Genomic DNA, 19,134 nt, shown 5'->3' on the forward strand with positions numbered 1-19,134 from the left:
GGCTACAACAAGCAAAAACCCTCCCCCCGATGACAGCGTTTCTCATCAAGATGAAGTATAACCTGATAGGGCATCGTCATCTCTTGCTGAATCGGGTGACGAAGACCTTTAATCGATATGCGTATCCGATTTATTATAGATTAAACCTCTTGCCTAATGAATTTTTGAGGGTTCAAAAACGGCAAAAATAAGGATTAAATGGCATAAAATCTGTAAATAGACCATTTAATTGATTATTATTCATTCTTGATTCTACTGACGACCGACGACCGACTCCTAATCCTAATCCTAACAACAATTTTTGATTTTTACCAGAGGTTTATTGATTAGGTGTTTCTGTTAAGATGTCTTTGGACAATGGTCTGCAGCTAATTTCAACGATACCCCACTGGGTTGCCAATGATGATCAAACGAATTCTTCTTATCGTCACCTGCCTAATGCTGCTTTGCTGTAGTTTCGGATTATTAAATTTTACCTACGATGCTTCAGTTTTAGCACAGCAGCAATATTATCAGATTCGCTCCCTTCATAGTCGCAATGGTATCGGTAAATTTTATCTAGGACGGGAAATCGCTAAATTTATGGGACACAAAGAAATGTTATGGTTAGAACGTCCTAGTCGCAGTTTCACAGAAAAAGCCGATGATCTGATCACCGCACTACATTTAAAACCCACAGCCCCTGTGACAGATATCGGTGCGGGGACAGGTTATTTTAGTTTTCCTATCACGAATTTAGTAGAACAAGTCTTCGCTGTCCATGTGCAACCCGAAATCAGGGTTAGCGCATCTCAAACGCTATTGACAATTGCCCAATTTTGTGATCCGCTTGTTGTGTAGGCATTTCAAGTGATACCAGTCAATCAGAATAGTTACGAACTCGACCGGAGATGGCAAATTCTCCTCAAATATGCCTGAATCGCCCTCTGGGTAGGCAACCCAGATAAAGTTCATTTTGTCAAGGATTATTGAGATGCGTTTGCTTTGCTTCTGAGTATGAATTTTATCTGCAATCACCCCTCGATCGAGCATTGCTTAAAACAACAATTAATTAATATTTTTCCAGAAAACAACCATAAATTAACTTTATATCGTTGCTCAAAAACTGATAGTATTCTCTATCGTTCACCTCTGTTTTATTATTTTACGCCCGCTCAATGTCAAACCATATTTAACCATTTAATCGCCCTTTTTCCGCAAATTCAGCTTAAAGAAGGATGGCTAGAATTATTATTAGATCAACAATTTTTGTCCTTTTGGTTACTGAAACTAAACGATTTAATCGATAAGTTTTTCTCTGATCAGCTTCCTCTCCATCCCGAAGGAGAATTTTTCTTTTTATTTCAATATACCCACGCTCGCTATTCTAGTTTGTTCCAACTGCTCAATAGGGAAAAAATTAGATTAACCGAGCCAGAACTATTATCCTGGCATCATCCCGCCGAAATAGCCTTAATCCTGCAAATTTTAACCGTTTGTGATTGTTGGGAAGGCCAGAAACTCTATCCCTTAACCGCAAATTTTTGCGAAGCGATGCTCAATTTTGAGCGTAACTGTCGCATTATCGGAGAATCGTCCCCAATTCAGCGATCGAGATTAATCCTGATTAGCGTCAGTCAAAAACTACTTAACCGTCTTCTCCGTCAAAAATGGCAACTGCTACCGTTGACGGAACTATAAAAATATTAACTTTTGTGAATTGAGTGGACAAAATCACTAGCTTATGATAGATTTTAATTAGTGTGAGGAGCGAGCCAGAATAGAGAGCCGAGACGAAACATGGACAGTCGCCGGCTCTCTTTCTGTTGTTCAGGAATTATCTTTTTCTTGGCGATATTTAATAAAAGTGGGCAAATCGACCCGAAAAGAGGAATATTTCGGGGAAGGAGAGATGACAGGTGCGGGCCAATCCCTGTCTTTCTTATTTAAGGATTCTACTGGCTCAATTGTCTCTAATTCCGCTAAAAACTCATCGATGGGAGCCACTTCATCGCTTTCTTGATTCTCTGTCTGAGACCAAGGCTCGATCGCGGCTGCCTTGGCGACAATGGCTAAATCCGGGGCAGAATTGCGATCGCTACCGCCCTGGAAATACTGGGCCAAGGCCGCTTTATACTGGAGGGTGTAGCGTTGCTGACGTTGGAGACGGGTGCGTAATTCCTGCAATTGCTGGTCATAGTTGCACAGTTTTTGGCTTTTTTCCTGATAACTTTCCTGAATTAAGGCACATTCTCGCTCTAAACGGGCTAATTGTTGGCGCGTGCGGGTCAATTCTGCGGTCAAATTGGCAATAATCATCGGTTGCCGTTGTTCTGCTTGACGATACTGTTCGATTTCTCCTAAAGCTCGCTGTAATTGTTGCTTTTCGTATTGCAGTTCCTCGTTTTGCTGCTGGATTAGGGTATCACAACTTTGCAAGCGACGATGTTGCTCGGCTAACCGCGATCGCAGTTCCGCGAGAGCTTGCTCCCGTCGCCAGATCTCCGCTTGTAATTCTTGATTTTGTTGACGTAAATGAGAGGATAGAGCCGGCCAATCTGTCTCATCTGTTGATTGACTCTCATGCTCGACAATTTCAGCAGTGATGACAGTATCCGCATGGGTGAGATGATCGAGGTACAGGTCGGAATTATCGTTCATAAAAGCCAAAGGATGAGGAAACCTAGAAGTTTAGAGACGTTAAAAGCCTTCTATCGTTCCAAAAAAAAATGGGAACCGCATTGTTAGAGACTGCCGCGCGGTTCCACTGCCGATCCTTAAGAGGAGAACACTATAAATAACCATAAGCTTATTAGGAATTTTTGTCAATACTTAATGAAAATTTTTTTCAATAAGTTGGGGGAGAGGGGAATCGACTAATTCCTAGATAGGGTTGGCTGAATAAATCTAAAAACCTTGTTGAGTAAAACTTTTAGACTTTTTTACCATCAAAAAGTGCCAGCCATAAAACCCCACACCCCACACCCCACACCCCACCCCCACGAAAAACTTTTTGCCGCAAACCCTAGATATCTATTGATACAAGCACCGGTCGAGCGGGTTAGCGGCTTGATGTGCTTCAATAATCCTATAGTTTTTATTTTCCTTGTCCTACTATGCCACGTCCCCCAAAGAAAACCCCTAGCACCCCTGAACCCCCCGAAGAGCCAATTAAAGCCACTCCTCCCCTACAACCTCTACAAATTATTAAAAAGGGTTCTAGGGCTGCAGTACCCCCGAAACCCCCGGAAACCCCTCCAGAAATAATTGAGGAAAAACCAGCCGCGGAAACGGTAAAATCAGTCAGTAGCGAGATAAAATCTCCCCTCCGTCCCCGTTCCGATTCGGCTCCTCTATTCCGAAAACCGATTCCCAAAGCAGAAATTCCCGTCATCGAAAAAGCGACGGGAGCCAATGGCGAAGTATTTAATCTGACCGATTCTGTCTTCATTACCGAACCTTTTGGTACTCGTATTCCTGCTATTATTGATAGTTTTTATGCTGATGATCAAGGCGAAATCTGGGCGCGACTCAAACCGGTGGAAGTTAATCCCGATTGTCGCTGGGAACAGGCCTGCATTCGCTCTCAGGGTTTGGTAAAGGCCGAGTAAGACAGTTATCAGTTATCAGTTATCAGTTATCAGTTATCAGTTATCAGATTTGAGTTTTAAGTGTGCAGTATTAACAAGTAATTTAGATAATATCTCTTGCCTAGTTAATTTTTGAGGGTTCAAAAACGTCAAAAATAACGATTAAATTGCCTAATATCTGTAAATAGACCACTTAATTGATTATTATTCATTCTTAATTCTCCTGACTACTGACTACTGCCTCCTAACCAACCAAGACAATTTTTGATTTTTAGAAGAGGTCTGATGATTTGGCCTTCTCAAAAGGTTTATTGATCAAGGCTATGGTATGATTAAAGGTAGTTTGTCAGACTATGATATTTTTCATGATAATCTGTTTTTATCTGATATCATGTTGAGAAAAATTCACTCTCTAAATTTGGGTTTAAATTATGATAACTACATTCATTGAACGGGAAGCAGAACCAATTTTAATTAATGACTTAACCTGGAGAGAATTTAAAGCTGTTGAACAGCTAATCGAGCGCCCAGGGTTAAGGTTATCTTTTTTAGATGGAGTTTTGGAGATTAGAAAAATGCCAGGGAAAAAACACGAAACTATCAAAGAACGTATTGGTGCTTTACTAGAAATTTATTTAGAATTTTTGGGATTAGATTTTACTCCTACTGGTTCTGTCACCTTAGAAAATGAATTTGAAAAGGTTAAAAGAGAAGGTGATAAATCCTATGAATTGGGAGCCAATAGAAAACATCCTGATTTAGTGATTGAGGTGGTTGTTAGTAGTGGAGGAATTAATAAACTGGAAGCATACAAACGGTTACAAATTCCCGAAGTTTGGTTTTGGATGAATGATGAGTTATTGTTTTATAGTTTAGGAAATGAGGGATATAAAGCTGTTAGTAAATCGCAACTTTTACCGAGTTTAGATGTAGGTTTATTGATGCGTTGTATTAATACAGAAAATCATGCTCAAGCCCTGCGGGAATTTAGAGCAGGGATAAAAATTATTGAATCAACATAACCATATAAAATGCTGATTTTTTCCGCCTATCTAAAGATTATGGGTTAACTTAACAGTTGCAGAATGCCAAGAATTAAATTCTCAATATTCTATCAAAAGGGAACAAGTTTTTAACCGTTTCATCGCCTCCGTATTATTAGAAGAAAGACGAGCAGGTAATATTCCTGCTTGGGAAGGAATTAGGATTATAAGAGAAAGGATTTAATAGCGATATTAATCCTTTAAAAGACAGTATTTTTTTTGAAAATGCTCTCATTTCATCAACTCAATAACCAGTCTAGATGATACTGTAAACATTGCTTGAGGTCGTAGCGTTGCTTGATAGTTTCCCTGGCATTTAAACGCAGATTTTGCCAACCCTGGGGATAATCTAACACTTCATCCACGCGATCGGCTATTTGTTGGGGAGAAAAGAAATCCACTAATAAACCATTTTCCCCATCAGTAATTAATTCTCGCACGGGGGGAGTATCGGAACCAATCACGACGCAACCCATGGCCATAGCCTCTAACATTGACCAGGACAGCACAAAAGGACGAGTAAGATAGATATGGGCGGCCGATGCCTGTAAAACCTGTTTATATTGACCGTAGGGCAGAGAACCGGTAAAATGCACCCGGGATAAATCCAAAGAAAGGCTTTCTAACATCAATTGTTTATAGGTTTTGCCGTCCGGTAGAGTTTTCCCATAAGCAACCCGATCCTCCCCGACAATCACCACATGACAGTTAGGCCGACGGGCTAAAATTAGGGAAACAGCCGTCATAAATTGGGGAAAACCGCGATAGGGTTCCATTCCCCGGGTTGCATAGGTGACAATCTCCTTAACACCGGATAAATCTAAACCTATCTCTGGAATCACTAACTGCACATCGGGACGGGGACAGAAATAGTCCGTATCGATGCCATCGTGTAAAACCGTCAGTTTCGAGTGAAATTCGGGGGGAAATTGTTGTTTTTGCCAGATAGTCGGCGATAAACCTCGATCGCAACTGACCAGATCGATCAGGATTGGCGCATTTTTAATTCTAATCCGGGCCTCGGCATCAGCATTAAGGGGATCCTCTGGATCAAAATCAGCATCGGAACCATGGGCATGATAAAACCATTCAAAATAGGCTAAAAACTTAGTTTTCGGGAAAATATCCTTGATAAATAGACCCGGCCCCCAGCCAGAATGTGCATAGACAATATCGGGATAAAATCCTTGATTTTTCAGTTGTTGGCAAACAGCATAAACCGCTTGACCTTGTAAAACCGCACTTTCAAGGGGACGGACATAATGATGGGTTTGGGGAGAAACAGCGCGACTTTCCTTGTAAATAAATTTTTTTACCCCCGCTATCTCTCCCTCTTGCCTGGTAGTGCCGAAAATAACTTGATTTCGGGGTTCTTGAGCTAAAACCGTGCTTAAATGGCGAAATTGGGCGGGAAAATTGGCATGAAGGAATAAAAATTTCATCGCGGGTAAAGGTTTAGAAAAAGCGATCGCTAATCGTACATTGTCCCTGAAAACGGAGCAGATGATCGCATAATACCAAAGCCATCATCGCTTCCACCATGGGGACCGCTCGGGGTAAAACACAAGGATCGTGTCTTCCTTTGGCTGCCAGGGTGGTTTCTTCCCCGGTGCGCGTCACGGTTTTTTGTTCTTTACCGATAGTCGCAGTGGGTTTAAAAGCGGTGCGGATAATAATATTTTCGCCGTTACTGATTCCTCCTTGGATGCCTCCCGAACGATTGCTAGTGGTGCGAATTTCCCCGTTATCATCGATAAAATACTCGTCATTGTGTTCGCTGCCGGTTAAGAAGGTTCCCGCGAATCCCGATCCGATTTCAAATCCCTTACTCGCGGGTAAGGACATCATCCCCTTAGCTAAATCGGCTTCTAGCTTATCAAAAACGGGTTCTCCTAGACCTTTCGGCACATTTCTGGCTACACATTCCACCACACCGCCGATCGAGTCTTTATTCAGGCGAATTTGGTCGATCAGGGCGATCATTTGGGCGGCCGTTTCCTCGTTGGGACAACGCACTATATTACTTTCCACCTCGTCGAGGGTGACGGTGTTGGGGTCGATGATTGCCTCAATATCTTTAATTCGCTTCACATAACCGATAATCTCGACATTATAGACAGATTTAAGGATTTTTTTAGCGATCGCTGCTGCGGCCACCCGGCCGATGGTTTCTCGGGCCGAAGATCTGCCTCCTCCTTTCCAGTTGCGAATGCCGTATTTTGCTTCGTAGGTGGCATCCCCATGGGAAGGTCGGAATTTCTCGGCCATTTCGTTGTAATCTTGCGAGCGAGCATCCTGATTCCGCACTAAAATAGCGATCGGTGTACCGAGGGTTTTGCCTTCAAAAACGCCCGAAATTATCTCACAAATGTCATTTTCCCGACGCGGGGTCACGATTCTGCTTTGTCCCGGTTTGCGACGGTCTAAATCGATTTGAATCTCCTCTTCGGAAATTTCTAAGCGCGGAGGACAACCATCGATAACCACTCCTACCCCACCCCCGTGAGATTCTCCAAAAGTGGAAACCCGAAATAGTCGTCCGAAAGTGTTACCCATAATCTCAATGTCTATTAAGCCTCAAGCTTTTATTGTACCTGAACGGTTATCAGTGATCAGTGATCAGTGATCGGATGTGAGTTTTTAGTGGACAGTCTTAAGTAGAAAATTGCCGTTTTCTTGTCACTAATACCATTTTTCAAAAGTAATCGCAGGGATGGTTAATTTCCCTTACCCCCAACCCCCCCAACCCCCCCGACATCGGGGAGGCAAGGGGGGAGAGGGGAGTAAAATGCCGGCTCTCTTATTCTTTGTGTGATAAGTTTAACTTATATAATACCGATCGATCTTTGTGTCCCTTGTGTCTTTGTGGTTCGTTCCATTTGCTCGCCAGCAGGAATGTATTTTAGAATACATTTTACCCACCAAACCCAAGAGAGTAAAATGGCTGCTACGAATAAAGGAAAATAGTATGATTACTGTTTACTGATCACTGTTCCCTGATAACTGAAAGGTCTTCTGTCTTCAGGTTAAGATGCCAAAAAAAGGCTATTCTTTACCTGATATAACCCGGCGAAAATTTGATGACTTCCTTGTTGGTTCACACTTACCCTTCTCTTGTCAAGGGTATTTTAATTAAACGTTACAAACGCTTTTTTGCCGATATACAATTGGACAACGGAGAATTAATTACGGCCCATTGCGCTAATACCGGACCGATGACAGATGTATGTGTAGAGGGTCAACCGGTTTATCTTTCTCGCAGTGATAACCCGAAGCGAAAATTAGCTTATACCTGGGAGATGATTCAACTGGGGGAGACTTGGGTGGGAGTTAATACCAATCTTCCTAATCAGGTGGTGAAAAATGCCCTGTTGCAGGGAGTTTTTCCCGATTTGGTCAAAAATGACACCGAGGTGCGATCGGAAGTGACCTACGGTCAAAATAACGGCAGTAGAATTGATTTTCTTTTGACCCATGCTGATAATTCCCTCACCTATATCGAGGTGAAAAATACCACTTGGAATCGGGGAGAAACGGCACTTTTTCCCGATACTGTCACCACGCGAGGACAGAAGCATTTAAACGAATTAATGGCTTTATTGCCGGCAGCGGAAGCGATTATGCTCTACTTTATTAATCGGGGTGATTGTTACCGATTTGCTCCGGGGGATAGTAAAGATGCTAAATACGGGCAGTTATTGCGTCAAGCAGTGGCTAAAGGAGTCAAGGTTTTACCCTGTCGCTTCCAAGTGACACCCACGGGAATTAATTATTTAGGTTTAGCAGAATTGCAACTGTGAAACCAGTGGTTTAGAGGGGCCAGCTTTTGACAAAATCCCCCAGACCGCAACTGACCTTGAAAAGCTTAGAGACACAGTTACCTGTGTCTCTACTGGGGATTTTGTCGATACATATTTGAGGTAATTTGTCAAGGTTTTTGATAACTAAATTCCGTGGCGCATTTTCTCTAATTTCTGTTGCACCTTAGCATCGAGAGAATGGAACAAAAAACGCCCTTTGGGACTTTGAGAAGAACTCTGGGATTTTCTCAGACGACGACCGGTTAAATCCACCTCGATTTCCAGACGTTGAGCGGAAATCCACTGGGCCCCATAACCCATAACGGTCATTTTTTGGGCATTATCAGAGGTAGCGACGATAATCCGTCCGATAGCTGGGGCGCGATCGTGCCAAAAATCGGCACAGGTTTTCTCGATATAGGTGTCGGCGGTTTGAGCGTGAGCGGTAAAATAAACCGATAAATGGTTAGTGTAGCGTTCCTGGCTGCTGGGGGTGTCTTGAAAGTAGGAATCGAAGACGATTTGGGTTTGATAACCCTGATGGTGCGTGTAACCGATTAAGGTTTCAATTAACTTGTCTCGCGCCGGTTCGAGACCGTGGCGATCGCTAATTTTTTTCAGGGACGGCCAAGCGCCGATGACGTTGTAGCCGTCAACCAGCAGAAGGGAACGATCAGAAGAATTAAGCATGGCTTTGAGAGTAATTCGTGTGGCATTAAGGGCAGTTCTAAAAAACAGCGTCCTAATGATATTAACAAAAAATCTAGGATTCTCCCGCCGCACTTGCCAATAATCTCGCTTTTAATTCTAGGGCATTTCCCTGATCCGTTACCTTGCCACCCTCCAACAAAAATGCTCCATCGCTGTAATCCAATTCATCAAGGCGATGCGTCACCCAAAGGGCCGTAATCCCCCGGTTTTTGACCAATTTCTGCACTTGAGAGACTAATTCTATTTGGGTATCCCCATCCAAAAGGGCGGTGGGTTCATCAAAGAGCAAAACCTCGCAATGACGAGCTAAGGCCCCCGCAATGGCGATTCTTTGCTTTTGTCCGCCACTGAGAGCATAGATCGGTCGTTTTTCCATTTCTAATAAATTCACCGCCCCTAGGGATTCCCGCACCCGGGCCCGAATTGCCGGCGTGGATAAACCCTCGGATACCAACCCAAAGGCCACATCTGCCCCCACTGTTGGCATAACTAACTGATGGTCGGGATTTTGAAAAACAAAACCGAGGGGGTTAGGTATCTCTATTTCCCCGCGACTGGGTTTTAATAATCCCGCTAAGAGCCGCAGCAGGGTTGATTTACCGCTGCCATTTGTCCCCAACAACATCCAAAATTCTCCTCTGGGAACTTGCAAAGAGCAGCCATTTAATACTGATTTCCCATTCGGCCAGCTAAAGCAGAGGTCTGTTACTTTTATAGTCATGAATTATTAGCCTTTTCAGTTATCAGTTATCAGTTATCAGTTATCAGTTATCAGTTATCAGTTATCAGTTATCAGTGATCAGTTATCAGTGATCAGTTATCAGTTATCAGTTATCAGATTTGAGTTTTGAGTTTTCAGTGGAAAGTGTTATGTAGGCGGTTGCCGTTTTTTTGTCACTGATTACTGATTACTGCTCACTGATAACTGATTAAAGAACTATTCTGTGGCTCAAGCGACAAACCCCGGCGCTTTACCAGTGGAGGCAGCCCCGGATTTTTGTGACACAATCACCGCACTGATCTGATCGCTCAAAACCGCCACCTTTTTATCGGTTTGTTTTTCGCAGGTTAATTCTAATAATTCCGGATTCGGCGATCGCATAGCGTTAATAATTGTTTGATACAAAGCGTCTGCTGCTGCTTCTTCCTTGCGCTGCACGGAAATGGGGATGGGCGAGAGTTTCAGGGTAATATCGATCGAATACATAGTTTAGCGTTCCCTTCCAAAAAACAAGTCAAAAACCATTGTATAGCAGGGGTTGGGAAGTCAGTGATCAGTTATCAGTGATCAGATGTGAGTTTTCAGTTCACTGATTGCTGTTCACTGTGGGGATAACCTTAGCGTCATCAGCGATTAACTCTCGGCAGTCGGTGTGCAGAGGCGTTGTTAGCTGGCAATCACTTGCTTCAATGAATGAGCATGGTGCGTTCCCCAAAAATCTATCGGTGCAGCAGTAGGAGTTGCATCAGGGAACGCACCCTACAAGATCGGTGATCGCACTATGGAGCGCAGCGGAATTGCCGTCCGGTGCAGCGCATTGTTGGGAGTCCATAAGTCTTTTGATCAGAGCATTACTCATGAGAATTGCTTTTTGGTGATCATTTTGTGCAATACTAATTACTTCTTCAGCATCTTCATCACTGATCATTTCAAATTGTTTCTGGCTTGGACATAAGCTATCATTCAAATCCCTTGGTTCAAACTTGTCTAATTCATCACCATAACTTCGTTTATTGATTTTTATTATTTCCTGTCCAATATCACTGAGCAAATACACAAACAATTTATTAATAAATTGTTGTCCTAATTTATTTGGATAAAAGGAATGAAAGCAGGTAAAATTTATTGCTGTTGTGAAATTGCGTATTACTTTTAACCTGCCCCTGCTAAAGACTCCGAATAAAATTGGAGCTGGTTTTCTCTTTTCAATTTTGTACCAGGTGTTCCTTGTTTTTGTAAGATACCTCCCATGGTATCCCAATTTTTCGCCTTCTTTTATGTAATTTCGTATTTCAGAGTTGTCGTGATCTTTTACATCTAAACAATAGACTGGCTTATCCTCATTGTATAGTACATTAAAATCATGCTCAGTAAATACTGCTTTGCGGATTTGAGAGCTTTTTGTAATACACTTACAAATATTGTTATCACTCAACTTCCGTTGCTCAATTTTTGATTTTTTTAACGCAAAAAATTCATTTGCGCCAGTAGCAATACCTCTCGTAAACGTACCGTATATGGACAACTTACAGAAGCCATTTGGAGATACTTGTTCAGTGAACAATGATGAAATAATAGGTGTCCACTTTTTGTTGTATGGTAAATTCGATGGTTCGATTTCCCACTGATAGAATTTACTAATATCAGATATTTTATCTATTTCATCACTTTTTTTAATCTGTAAAATTTTAATGGTTTCTTTTTTTCCGTCATTTTTACAAAGAAGCACACAAACGGTTGTCGTTGCCTCTGGGAAAATTTCTTTTTCATTGGCAAAGATTATTATTTGCTTCAATAAATGATTTTCAAGGAGACTTTTTTTGATTTCTTTTCCGTAGCCAGTATTAAAAAACTCAAAAGGCATAATATACGCCAAGTTACCATTGATTTTAAGTTCTCTTAAAGACTTGACAAGGAATACGGAAGAGATATTAGAGTAACCGATAAGTTTCTTACCTATTTTTTCTTCAATTTTTGGTAATATATCATGACGCTTAAGAAATTTCTGAAATCGCATATATGGTGGATTACAAATGATACCGTCAAAATTTTCAGTTTCAGCTTCGAGGTAATCACTATTGATAACTCTCAAATAAGGACTGTCACCATTACGATTGAGAAACTCAAATATATTTCTATCAATCTCATATCCCATGAAATGTACTTGATTACCTGAAGGTGTTTTTATTGCTTCATCATAAAAAACGCCTAAGCCAAACGCTGGGTCTAATACTGTTTCTGGATTATCTTTTAAAACCCACTGTACCATGAGGCGAGCAACGCACATAGGTGTAAAAAACTGACCGTAATCCTTCCTATGATTAAGTGGAGTTTCAGCTATATATTTTAACTCACGCATTAATAACATCCCTTAGAAATATTTTATTATCAAGGTATCCCTTGCCGCCTGCAAAAGTCACATAAAAAAGCAGACGACCCCTATCTAATTCTTTCAGAGCCGATTTATGTTCAGGCATATCAATTTTTCCAAGGACTTCTTTTCCAATTTGCACATTGATCTTGATCGTAGTTTTGCCTTGATTTTTTACATCTCTTTCTATTGAAAAATTATTTCCATCATTGTTATCGTTTGAAACCAGTGCCAAAATATCTTTAAATGATATTATATATGCCTTGTCAAAAAATACTTGTAGATAAAAATGCTTGACATTATATTTCTGAATCCACCTGTTGACCAAGGCAACATCTTCAATTTTTGGGGTAATGCCCAAATAATCGCGTTTGTGCAGTATTTTTATATTTTCTTTGAGATTCTTCAGTAATTCAGTTAGATTTCTTAACTCTTTTGTTGATGACCATGACGGACAACGAAAGTCTAATTCTCTAAAGGTGTCATCTGTAGCATTTGACATTAGATTGTAAATTGTCTGGTTTTTTCGCCTTAATAGATCACCAAGGGCGGTATTGATTATGTCTTGTCTAATTTCTTCGCATTTTTTAATGGCCCGATCTTGTCTGTCCCGCATGAATGCCGCATATTTGTCTGCTAAAAAAGAACTTGATCTTACTTCAATCGCAGCCACAGCCTGCCTTATGTGCTGATCATTTTTAATGTCAATACTTCCATCTGGAAAGTCTCTGACCTTAAATATCAGGATATCTGGCCTCTTACCTATCGCATTAAGTTCACTCTGATATTCCATATAGAAATCAGCAAATCCATCATCACCTGCGGCTATGGATTCGGAACGCCCATATTTAACAGCAAAATAATCACCAGAATATTCATTGACTGCCTTAAAGACGATTGTTTCAGCCCAATCACCCTGTTCCTTGTTCGTGAGAAATTCGGAGTTAGCCATTGTTGGGGGCTTTCCAGTCATTTGTATTTCAGTATCAATCTCAAGTGGTGATTGCTTGATCAGGTTCAGAATATCATCTTTGTACATGAATTCTCCTTCTTGTTCAGCCCAGCCATCAATTATACCGCTCCCTGCGGTCGAGCAACCCTCTCCATCCTACTATCCCACTTCCATCGGTCTAACACCCCTTAATAGGACTTAATAGCGCACCGTGCGGTTTAATCACCTCAATTTGGGGATAATTACCGCACAGAGGGGTCTAGCATTCCACTCAAGACGTGAAGACGACAATACCAAGCAATTGAGGCGGCATATCTCCCCATCTCCCCAAATCCCCATCTCCTCCCGCAACGGCTCGACTGAGCTTCGCCGAATGTCGCCCAGCAAGTGGTCTCCCCGAAAAATTTTAGATTTTTTTAAGATCGACCTAAAAAATATTGGTCATTTTTTCCAATATAGTGTAAGTTAAGAAAAGTAAAGATTTCTCACAATTCTTCTACACATCTGCTGGCCTGCTCGGATAGATGGAGAAGAGAGCGCGGAATCTTAGCAATAATATACATTTTTCGGAGAAAACCCCCATGACCATTGCTGTCGGACGCGCCCCAGAAAGAGGGCTGTTTGATGCTCTCGATGACTGGCTCAAAAGAGACCGTTTCGTCTTCATCGGTTGGTCTGGTTTACTACTCTTCCCCTGCGCCTTCATGGCCCTAGGTGGATGGTTAACCGGCACCACCTTCGTCACCTCCTGGTACACCCACGGGTTAGCCAGTTCCTACCTGGAAGGCGGCAACTTCCTGACTGTAGCCGTCTCCACCCCCGCCGATGCCTTCGGTCACTCCATCCTCTTTCTCTGGGGACCGGAAGCCCAAGGTAACTTTACCCGTTGGTGTCAAATCGGCGGTTTATGGCCCTTTGTCGCCCTGCACGGTGCTTTCGGCTTGATTGGCTTCATGCTGCGTCAGTTTGAAATCGCCCGTTTAGTCGGCATTCGTCCCTACAACGCCCTCGCCTTCTCCGGTCCGATTGCGGTGTTCGTCAGTGTCTTCCTGATGTACCCCCTCGGTCAGTCTAGCTGGTTCTTTGCCCCTAGCTTCGGCGTGGCTGGTATCTTCCGTTTTATTCTTTTCTTCCAAGGCTTCCACAACTGGACCCTTAACCCCTTCCACATGATGGGTGTAGCCGGTATCCTCGGTGGTGCGCTTCTCTGTGCTATTCACGGAGCGACCGTAGAAAATACCCTGTTTGAAGACGGTGAAGGTTCCAACACTTTCCGAGCTTTTGAACCCACCCAAGCGGAAGAAACCTACTCCATGGTGACTGCGAACCGTTTCTGGTCGCAAATCTTCGGCATCGCTTTCTCCAACAAACGTTGGTTACACTTCTTCATGCTCTTTGTCCCCGTAACTGGTTTATGGATGAGTGCTGTGGGTGTGGTGGGATTAGCCCTTAACCTACGGGCCTATGACTTCGTTTCTCAGGAATTGAGAGCGGCGGAAGACCCGGAATTTGAAACCTTCTACACTAAAAATATTCTGCTTAACGAAGGTCTGAGAGCTTGGATGGCTCCCCAAGACCAACCCCACGAAAACTTTATCTTCCCTGAAGAAGTATTACCTCGCGGTAACGCTCTCTAAGGATGGCAAGAAAATTTACCGAATAGGGGGAAGGGTGAGGTTAAATCACCCTTCTTTTTTGTTGATTAAGGCACTTCAAGCAACTAAGTAGTCGTGCAAAATAAATTTCCTAGTGAAGATAGGCAAAAGGCAGAAGGCAATAGGCAAAAGGGGGAATAAATAATCAGTTTTTAATAACCAGATTTAGTATTACTCATTTTCTGGATACCCCTGTAAGATAAACTAGAGAATTTCTTGGAGATAAAGAGAATGTTTCGCCAAATTTTATTATCTAGTCTCGGTTTGTTGCTAATTTATCCCCTGGGGAGCGAGCCAGCAGCGGCCAGAACCATGAGAATTAATTGTGAAAGTCAAAGCGGTCGCACTACTCGCTGTCCCGTCAACGCTCGATGGGCCCAAGTAAGATTAACCCGCACTCGCTCCGCTGCTCCCTGTGAGGGTAATTGGGATTTCGAAAACGGCAATATTGTGGTGAGAAATGGTTGTCGGGGCGAGTTTGAGGTACGCACCGACGACCATCACGGTAATTCTGGTGGCGGTTGGGAAGGTAATGTTTACGAAGAATTTCGCCTCCCCAATATCGGTCGTTTTGTCGTTGATCGCCGCAGTTATTATGATAGTGGCAGAATTAGAGAATTTGATGCGATCGTTAATGGCAGTCGCGAGCGTTGGTGGGCCAATTGTCGTGGCGGCGAACTCGGCAGCGGTAGTCGTCGCATCCGCTCATCCCGGGAAATCGATCGAGTAGTGGACTTTGTTTGTGAGGATCGGGGGTGAACTACCCTCAAGGTCGTTGAGAGCTTCCTATTTCACGGGGGATTGCCTCAAGACGGACTTATGCCAGGCTTTTGGTCTTACATCCCCTCTATGGGCAGTATCGCGCTTTTCCTAACGATAATACCCTTCGACGTAGCTCAGGGCAAGCTGCGGCTCTCTTGGGTTTGGTGGGTAAAATGTCTTCTAAGATACAGTCCTGCTGGCGAGGGAGTGGAACGAACCACAAAGACACAAAGGACACAAAGATTGATCGCTCTTATATAAGTTAAAATTATCACATAAAGAATAAGAGAGCCATACTGCTTCTTATTTGTTAGCAAAGTGTCCAACTTCGACTTGGGCAACTGCTTTCTTAATTTTCTCGCCAGCAGCCAGAATAATCACCCGCTCTGGACGATTACTAGACTTCTGGCATAATTAACTTTTGAGAGTTCAAAAATGGGAAAAATAGGGATGAAGTTGCCTAAAATCTCTTTATACTTAGGGTTTGCTGAATAAATCTAGAAACCTTGTTGGATAAGACTTTTGGACTTTTTTCCCCTCAAAAAGTGCCAGCCATTGGAGGGATCGGGGGTAAAATTCAGGTACTTTTTCCCTGAAAATTAGGTAACTGACTACCTCAAAATCGGTAAAACCCCACACCCCACACCCCACACCCCACACCCTGCCCCCACCAACAAACTTTTTCAGCAGACCCTACTTAGTTCTCCTGACTACCAGATCCTTACTCCTCTCTCTGAGGATTACCGGTCACTGATTACTGATTACTGATCCCTGATTAGAGAATACCCGCGTTAGAAAGACCGAGAACCAGTCCCGCACCGAGAATATGGCCAAAACTCATGGTAGCTAATAATTCCGGCAGACCGAAGCTTTTTTTCGAGGCTAACTGCGGCAAGGGTAAAGCAGGACCTGCTCCGGTATTTTGGATAGCAAAATAACCGATAACGAACGCTACTAGGTTAGCTAACGTCATGGTAATCCCGACGGATAAATTCCAGGGAATGGTTTGAGCAGTGGCTAAAAGTAAGGCGGAAGGGATCATTTGCGCTCCAGTCTTGATAAGATTTTGTTAATCACAGGGCATTATAAAAAGCTCTTGACCCGAAACTGCTTTTTGTTTGAATACTTAACAGTTTTTGTAACGTTTTGTGAATAAGATTAAATGCGAATTAAAATTTGCGGCATTACCCAACCGGACCAAGGACGAGCGATCGCCAATTTAGGAGCTACGGCCTTAGGTTTTATCCTCGTACCGAGTTCGCCTCGTTACGTCAACATCGAGCAAATTAACGCCATTACCGTCGCAATACCCGACCAAATCGATTTGATCGGGGTTTTTGCCGACGAGCAACCGGAAATTATTCAGCAAATAATTGTTAAAACCCCCTTGACAAGTGTGCAGTTACATGGTAAAGAATCTCCCGAATATTGCCAAAGGTTGCGGCAATTATTACCCGACCGGGAAATTATCAAAGCTTTGCGGATCAAAGACAGAGAAAGTTGGGAAAAGTCGGCAATTTACTTCAATAGCGTCGATACTTTACTGTTAGATGCCTACCATCCCCAATTGCTCGGCGGTACGGGACATACCTTAGACTGGCAAGCCTTAGCCAGTTTTTCGCCCCCCTTGCCCTGGTTTCTGGCCGGAGGACTCAACCCCGATAATATTAGTGAAGCTTTAACTCGGCTGCACCCCCAGGGTATTGATGTCTCTAGCGGCGTTGAGCGATCCCCAGGGGATAAAGACCTCAAAAAAGTCGCCCTCTTGCTAGAGCGACTGCAAAAATTCAGGGATCAGTGATCAGCTTCTGAAGGCAAGAGGCAACAGGCACTCGTGCAAAAGACAGAATCTGACAATTCTCCTACCTAAAAACAAGGTTAGAAACTAAGCACATCAAAGCTTTTAGCTTAACCAATTAGGTCTTAGATTCGGTCGAGTTAGAAGGTTTTGGTTGTTGGGGTTTTAGGGTTGTAGGGTTTTAGGGTTTTAGTTGAATTCCCCCATTTCCCCATTTCCCCATCTCCCTGACTAGAAGAAATTAGGTTTATGACGGATCAGGTTAAGATACTCCTCGCGGGTTTTCTGCTCGTCTTGGAAGACTCCTAACATGGCACTGGTGACAGTCCAAGATCCCGGTTTCTGCACCCCGCGCATCACCATGCACATATGGGTTGCTTCCATGACTACCGCAACCCCTTGGGGGTCGAGAATTTCTTGAATCGCTTCGGCAATCTGACGGGTGAGGCGCTCTTGCACCTGTAAACGACGGGAATACATTTCCACAATGCGGGCCAATTTACTTAATCCGACCACCTTTTGGTTAGGAATATAGGCAACGTGGGCCCGCCCCATGAAGGGTAACATATGATGTTCACAGAGACTAAAAAAGTCAATATCGCGCACTAATACCATCTCATTATGACCTTCATCGAAGATCGCACCATTAACGAGGGTTTCTAGGGATTGTTGATAGCCTTGGGTGAGAAACTGCATCGCTTCGGCCACCCGTTTGGGGGTTTTTAATAAACCTTCTCTGTCGGGATCTTCCCCCACCGAGATCAGGATATTTCTGACCGCATCCATCATCTGTTCTTTGTTTTCGTCGGAAGTTGGATGAATTTGAGCGGTTTTGCCATTGTGGGTGTTGCGATCGGGGCTAGTGGTTACGCGTGCTTGAATAGCGTCGGTTAAATTACCGTTTAAACCGTTAGAAGAAGCTATGGTCATAATGAAGAGGCCTGTAGGCGAATTGATTGATAAATAGAAGTATTTCGGGTTATAATGCCCCCGCACTGGGCATAATGGTCATCGTTTCCACTACGGCCTGTTTGGGTAGTAACACCGCTTGCAGAATGGCCTGAGCGATGATATCTGGGGTTAACATGGCCGAGCGATCGAAATCTGCTTTGACGCTATCGCTGTCCCAGATGGGAGTATTGACAGCCCCGGGGGTGATAATCGTGACGCGAATGGCGTTGGCCCGCTCCTCGATCGCTAAAATGCGAGAAAATGCCACTAATCCCGCTTTGCTGACACTATAGGCCCCCCAATCAGGAAAAAAATTATCGGCGGCGATCGAGGAAACGTTAATGATCGTGCCTCCTCCCTGTTGACGCATGGCAGGTAAAATTCCTTGCACACACTGATAAACACTGGTTAAATTCAGGTCGATCACCCGCTGCCAGTCTGACAAAGGTGTGTCAGCTAAGGGATTTGTGTAACCCATGCCAGCATTATTGATCAGGATATCGATCGGTCCGGATTCTTGGGCGATTTTAGCGATCCTAGGAGCTACTTCCAGGATATCTGCCAAATCTAAGGGGTAAGCTTGGGCTGATACGCCTAAATCTGCCGCCATTGCCGCCACGGTTGCCAATTTTTGCTGATTGCGACCGATTAAAACCAGATTAATTCCCGCCTTGGCGAAAGCGAGGGCGGTTTCTTTGCCGATGCCGCTACTGGCTCCGGTGATCAGCGCTCGCTGTTGACGAATAACAGAGTTCATGGTATAATCTGAAATCTCTTAATTCTGGGTAGTTAGGGCAAAAT

General features: G+C 43.3%; 19 protein-coding genes. 8 read left to right on the plus strand and 11 right to left on the minus strand.

Features of this window, described 5'->3' with window-relative positions; genetic code table 11:
* The first annotated feature begins 402 nt into the window (after positions 1-402).
* The gene (locus RAM70_RS02975; RefSeq protein ID WP_288000435.1) at positions 403-840 is read left to right on the plus strand and encodes a class I SAM-dependent methyltransferase; all 438 of its coding nucleotides are present in this window, start codon (positions 403-405) and stop codon (positions 838-840) included.
* A gap of 156 nt (positions 841-996) precedes the next feature.
* Entirely contained in the window at positions 997-1,680 is a 684-nt protein-coding gene (locus tag RAM70_RS02980) for a DALR anticodon-binding domain-containing protein (RefSeq protein ID WP_045361044.1), read from the plus strand.
* 129 nt (positions 1,681-1,809) lie between these two features.
* On the opposite strand, the gene RAM70_RS02985 is transcribed toward RAM70_RS02980, so the two are convergent.
* A complete protein-coding gene (locus RAM70_RS02985; protein ID WP_190381501.1) occupies positions 1,810-2,640 on the minus strand; it encodes a hypothetical protein in 831 nt (276 codons plus the stop codon).
* A gap of 455 nt (positions 2,641-3,095) precedes the next feature.
* Between RAM70_RS02985 and RAM70_RS02990 the strand changes: the two genes are divergently transcribed.
* Together RAM70_RS02990 and RAM70_RS02995 are read left to right on the plus strand one after the other, a co-directional pair.
* Complete coding sequence (locus tag RAM70_RS02990) at positions 3,096-3,590, plus strand: hypothetical protein (RefSeq protein WP_045361047.1); 495 nt, start codon at positions 3,096-3,098, stop codon at positions 3,588-3,590.
* A gap of 410 nt (positions 3,591-4,000) precedes the next feature.
* Entirely contained in the window at positions 4,001-4,591 is a 591-nt protein-coding gene (locus RAM70_RS02995; protein WP_045361048.1) for a Uma2 family endonuclease, read from the plus strand.
* Between the two features lie 260 nt (positions 4,592-4,851).
* Here the strand turns inward: RAM70_RS02995 and RAM70_RS03000 are convergent, their stop codons facing one another.
* Positions 4,852-6,054, minus strand: a complete 1,203-nt coding sequence (locus RAM70_RS03000) for a glycosyltransferase family 4 protein (protein WP_312672233.1) — start codon at positions 6,052-6,054, stop codon at positions 4,852-4,854.
* A gap of 13 nt (positions 6,055-6,067) precedes the next feature.
* Positions 6,068-7,168, minus strand: coding sequence for a chorismate synthase (aroC, locus tag RAM70_RS03005; RefSeq protein ID WP_312672235.1), 1,101 nt, complete (start codon positions 7,166-7,168; stop codon positions 6,068-6,070).
* A 524-nt stretch (positions 7,169-7,692) separates the two neighbouring features.
* Between aroC and sfsA the strand changes: the two genes are divergently transcribed.
* Positions 7,693-8,412 (plus strand): DNA/RNA nuclease SfsA, encoded by a 720-nt coding sequence (sfsA, locus tag RAM70_RS03010; RefSeq protein ID WP_312672237.1) that lies wholly within the window; start codon positions 7,693-7,695, stop codon positions 8,410-8,412.
* Between the two features lie 144 nt (positions 8,413-8,556).
* Here the strand turns inward: sfsA and RAM70_RS03015 are convergent, their stop codons facing one another.
* From RAM70_RS03015 to RAM70_RS03035, 5 genes are all read right to left on the minus strand, one after another.
* Positions 8,557-9,102: an NYN domain-containing protein gene (locus RAM70_RS03015; RefSeq protein ID WP_045361085.1), complete on the minus strand. Its 546-nt coding sequence runs from the start codon at positions 9,100-9,102 to the stop codon at positions 8,557-8,559.
* A 73-nt stretch (positions 9,103-9,175) separates the two neighbouring features.
* Positions 9,176-9,844 (minus strand): energy-coupling factor ABC transporter ATP-binding protein, encoded by a 669-nt coding sequence (locus RAM70_RS03020; RefSeq protein WP_190381490.1) that lies wholly within the window; start codon positions 9,842-9,844, stop codon positions 9,176-9,178.
* A 228-nt stretch (positions 9,845-10,072) separates the two neighbouring features.
* On the minus strand, positions 10,073-10,330 hold the full coding sequence (locus RAM70_RS03025) for a UPF0367 protein family (RefSeq protein WP_045361059.1): 258 nt from the start codon (positions 10,328-10,330) through the stop codon (positions 10,073-10,075).
* A gap of 259 nt (positions 10,331-10,589) precedes the next feature.
* Positions 10,590-12,203 (minus strand): HsdM family class I SAM-dependent methyltransferase, encoded by a 1,614-nt coding sequence (locus RAM70_RS03030; RefSeq protein ID WP_045361060.1) that lies wholly within the window; start codon positions 12,201-12,203, stop codon positions 10,590-10,592.
* Positions 12,196-13,254: an AccI family restriction endonuclease gene (locus RAM70_RS03035; RefSeq protein ID WP_190381488.1), complete on the minus strand. Its 1,059-nt coding sequence runs from the start codon at positions 13,252-13,254 to the stop codon at positions 12,196-12,198. Before RAM70_RS03035 ends, RAM70_RS03030 begins: the two co-directional genes overlap by 8 nt.
* Positions 13,255-13,748: 494 nt before the next feature.
* Here RAM70_RS03035 and psbD point away from each other — a divergent pair, with 494 nt between their 5' ends.
* Both psbD and RAM70_RS03045 read left to right on the plus strand, forming a co-directional pair.
* Positions 13,749-14,804, plus strand: coding sequence for a photosystem II D2 protein (photosystem q(a) protein) (psbD, locus tag RAM70_RS03040; RefSeq protein WP_002737445.1), 1,056 nt, complete (start codon positions 13,749-13,751; stop codon positions 14,802-14,804).
* 249 nt (positions 14,805-15,053) lie between these two features.
* Positions 15,054-15,581 (plus strand): DUF3011 domain-containing protein, encoded by a 528-nt coding sequence (locus RAM70_RS03045; protein ID WP_045361069.1) that lies wholly within the window; start codon positions 15,054-15,056, stop codon positions 15,579-15,581.
* Between the two features lie 778 nt (positions 15,582-16,359).
* On the opposite strand, the gene psaK is transcribed toward RAM70_RS03045, so the two are convergent.
* Positions 16,360-16,626 (minus strand): photosystem I reaction center subunit PsaK, encoded by a 267-nt coding sequence (gene psaK / locus RAM70_RS03050; RefSeq protein ID WP_002756861.1) that lies wholly within the window; start codon positions 16,624-16,626, stop codon positions 16,360-16,362.
* Positions 16,627-16,746: 120 nt separating this feature from the next.
* Here psaK and RAM70_RS03055 point away from each other — a divergent pair, with 120 nt between their 5' ends.
* Entirely contained in the window at positions 16,747-17,385 is a 639-nt protein-coding gene (locus RAM70_RS03055; RefSeq protein WP_045361070.1) for a phosphoribosylanthranilate isomerase, read from the plus strand.
* Between the two features lie 228 nt (positions 17,386-17,613).
* On the opposite strand, the gene folE is transcribed toward RAM70_RS03055, so the two are convergent.
* On the minus strand, positions 17,614-18,312 hold the full coding sequence (folE, locus tag RAM70_RS03060; protein ID WP_312672250.1) for a GTP cyclohydrolase I FolE: 699 nt from the start codon (positions 18,310-18,312) through the stop codon (positions 17,614-17,616).
* A 49-nt stretch (positions 18,313-18,361) separates the two neighbouring features.
* Positions 18,362-19,090 carry an SDR family oxidoreductase gene (locus tag RAM70_RS03065; RefSeq protein WP_312672251.1) on the minus strand — a complete coding sequence of 243 codons (729 nt, stop codon included), beginning with the start codon at positions 19,088-19,090 and terminating at the stop codon, positions 18,362-18,364.
* Between the last annotated feature and the right edge of the window lie 44 nt (positions 19,091-19,134).

This window comes from Microcystis wesenbergii NRERC-220 (assembly GCF_032027425.1).
Classification (GTDB): Bacteria; Cyanobacteriota; Cyanobacteriia; order Cyanobacteriales; family Microcystaceae; genus Microcystis; species Microcystis wesenbergii_A.

Excerpts from the sequence above, each read along its gene's own strand:
- RAM70_RS02975 (WP_288000435.1), top strand. The coding sequence starts at position 403 with ATGATCAAACGAATTCTTCTTATCGTCACCTGCCTAATGCTGCTTTGC.
- RAM70_RS02980 (WP_045361044.1), top strand. The coding sequence starts at position 997 with ATGAATTTTATCTGCAATCACCCCTCGATCGAGCATTGCTTAAAACAA.
- RAM70_RS02985 (WP_190381501.1), bottom strand. The coding sequence starts at position 2,640 with ATGAACGATAATTCCGACCTGTACCTCGATCATCTCACCCATGCGGAT.
- RAM70_RS02990 (WP_045361047.1), top strand. The coding sequence starts at position 3,096 with ATGCCACGTCCCCCAAAGAAAACCCCTAGCACCCCTGAACCCCCCGAA.
- RAM70_RS02995 (WP_045361048.1), top strand. The coding sequence starts at position 4,001 with ATGATAACTACATTCATTGAACGGGAAGCAGAACCAATTTTAATTAAT.
- RAM70_RS03000 (WP_312672233.1), bottom strand. The coding sequence starts at position 6,054 with ATGAAATTTTTATTCCTTCATGCCAATTTTCCCGCCCAATTTCGCCAT.
- aroC (WP_312672235.1), bottom strand. The coding sequence starts at position 7,168 with ATGGGTAACACTTTCGGACGACTATTTCGGGTTTCCACTTTTGGAGAA.
- sfsA (WP_312672237.1), top strand. The coding sequence starts at position 7,693 with ATGACTTCCTTGTTGGTTCACACTTACCCTTCTCTTGTCAAGGGTATT.
- RAM70_RS03015 (WP_045361085.1), bottom strand. The coding sequence starts at position 9,102 with ATGCTTAATTCTTCTGATCGTTCCCTTCTGCTGGTTGACGGCTACAAC.
- RAM70_RS03020 (WP_190381490.1), bottom strand. The coding sequence starts at position 9,844 with ATGACTATAAAAGTAACAGACCTCTGCTTTAGCTGGCCGAATGGGAAA.
- RAM70_RS03025 (WP_045361059.1), bottom strand. The coding sequence starts at position 10,330 with ATGTATTCGATCGATATTACCCTGAAACTCTCGCCCATCCCCATTTCC.
- RAM70_RS03030 (WP_045361060.1), bottom strand. The coding sequence starts at position 12,203 with ATGCGTGAGTTAAAATATATAGCTGAAACTCCACTTAATCATAGGAAG.
- RAM70_RS03035 (WP_190381488.1), bottom strand. The coding sequence starts at position 13,254 with ATGTACAAAGATGATATTCTGAACCTGATCAAGCAATCACCACTTGAG.
- psbD (WP_002737445.1), top strand. The coding sequence starts at position 13,749 with ATGACCATTGCTGTCGGACGCGCCCCAGAAAGAGGGCTGTTTGATGCT.
- RAM70_RS03045 (WP_045361069.1), top strand. The coding sequence starts at position 15,054 with ATGTTTCGCCAAATTTTATTATCTAGTCTCGGTTTGTTGCTAATTTAT.
- psaK (WP_002756861.1), bottom strand. The coding sequence starts at position 16,626 with ATGATCCCTTCCGCCTTACTTTTAGCCACTGCTCAAACCATTCCCTGG.
- RAM70_RS03055 (WP_045361070.1), top strand. The coding sequence starts at position 16,747 with ATGCGAATTAAAATTTGCGGCATTACCCAACCGGACCAAGGACGAGCG.
- folE (WP_312672250.1), bottom strand. The coding sequence starts at position 18,312 with ATGACCATAGCTTCTTCTAACGGTTTAAACGGTAATTTAACCGACGCT.
- RAM70_RS03065 (WP_312672251.1), bottom strand. The coding sequence starts at position 19,090 with ATGAACTCTGTTATTCGTCAACAGCGAGCGCTGATCACCGGAGCCAGT.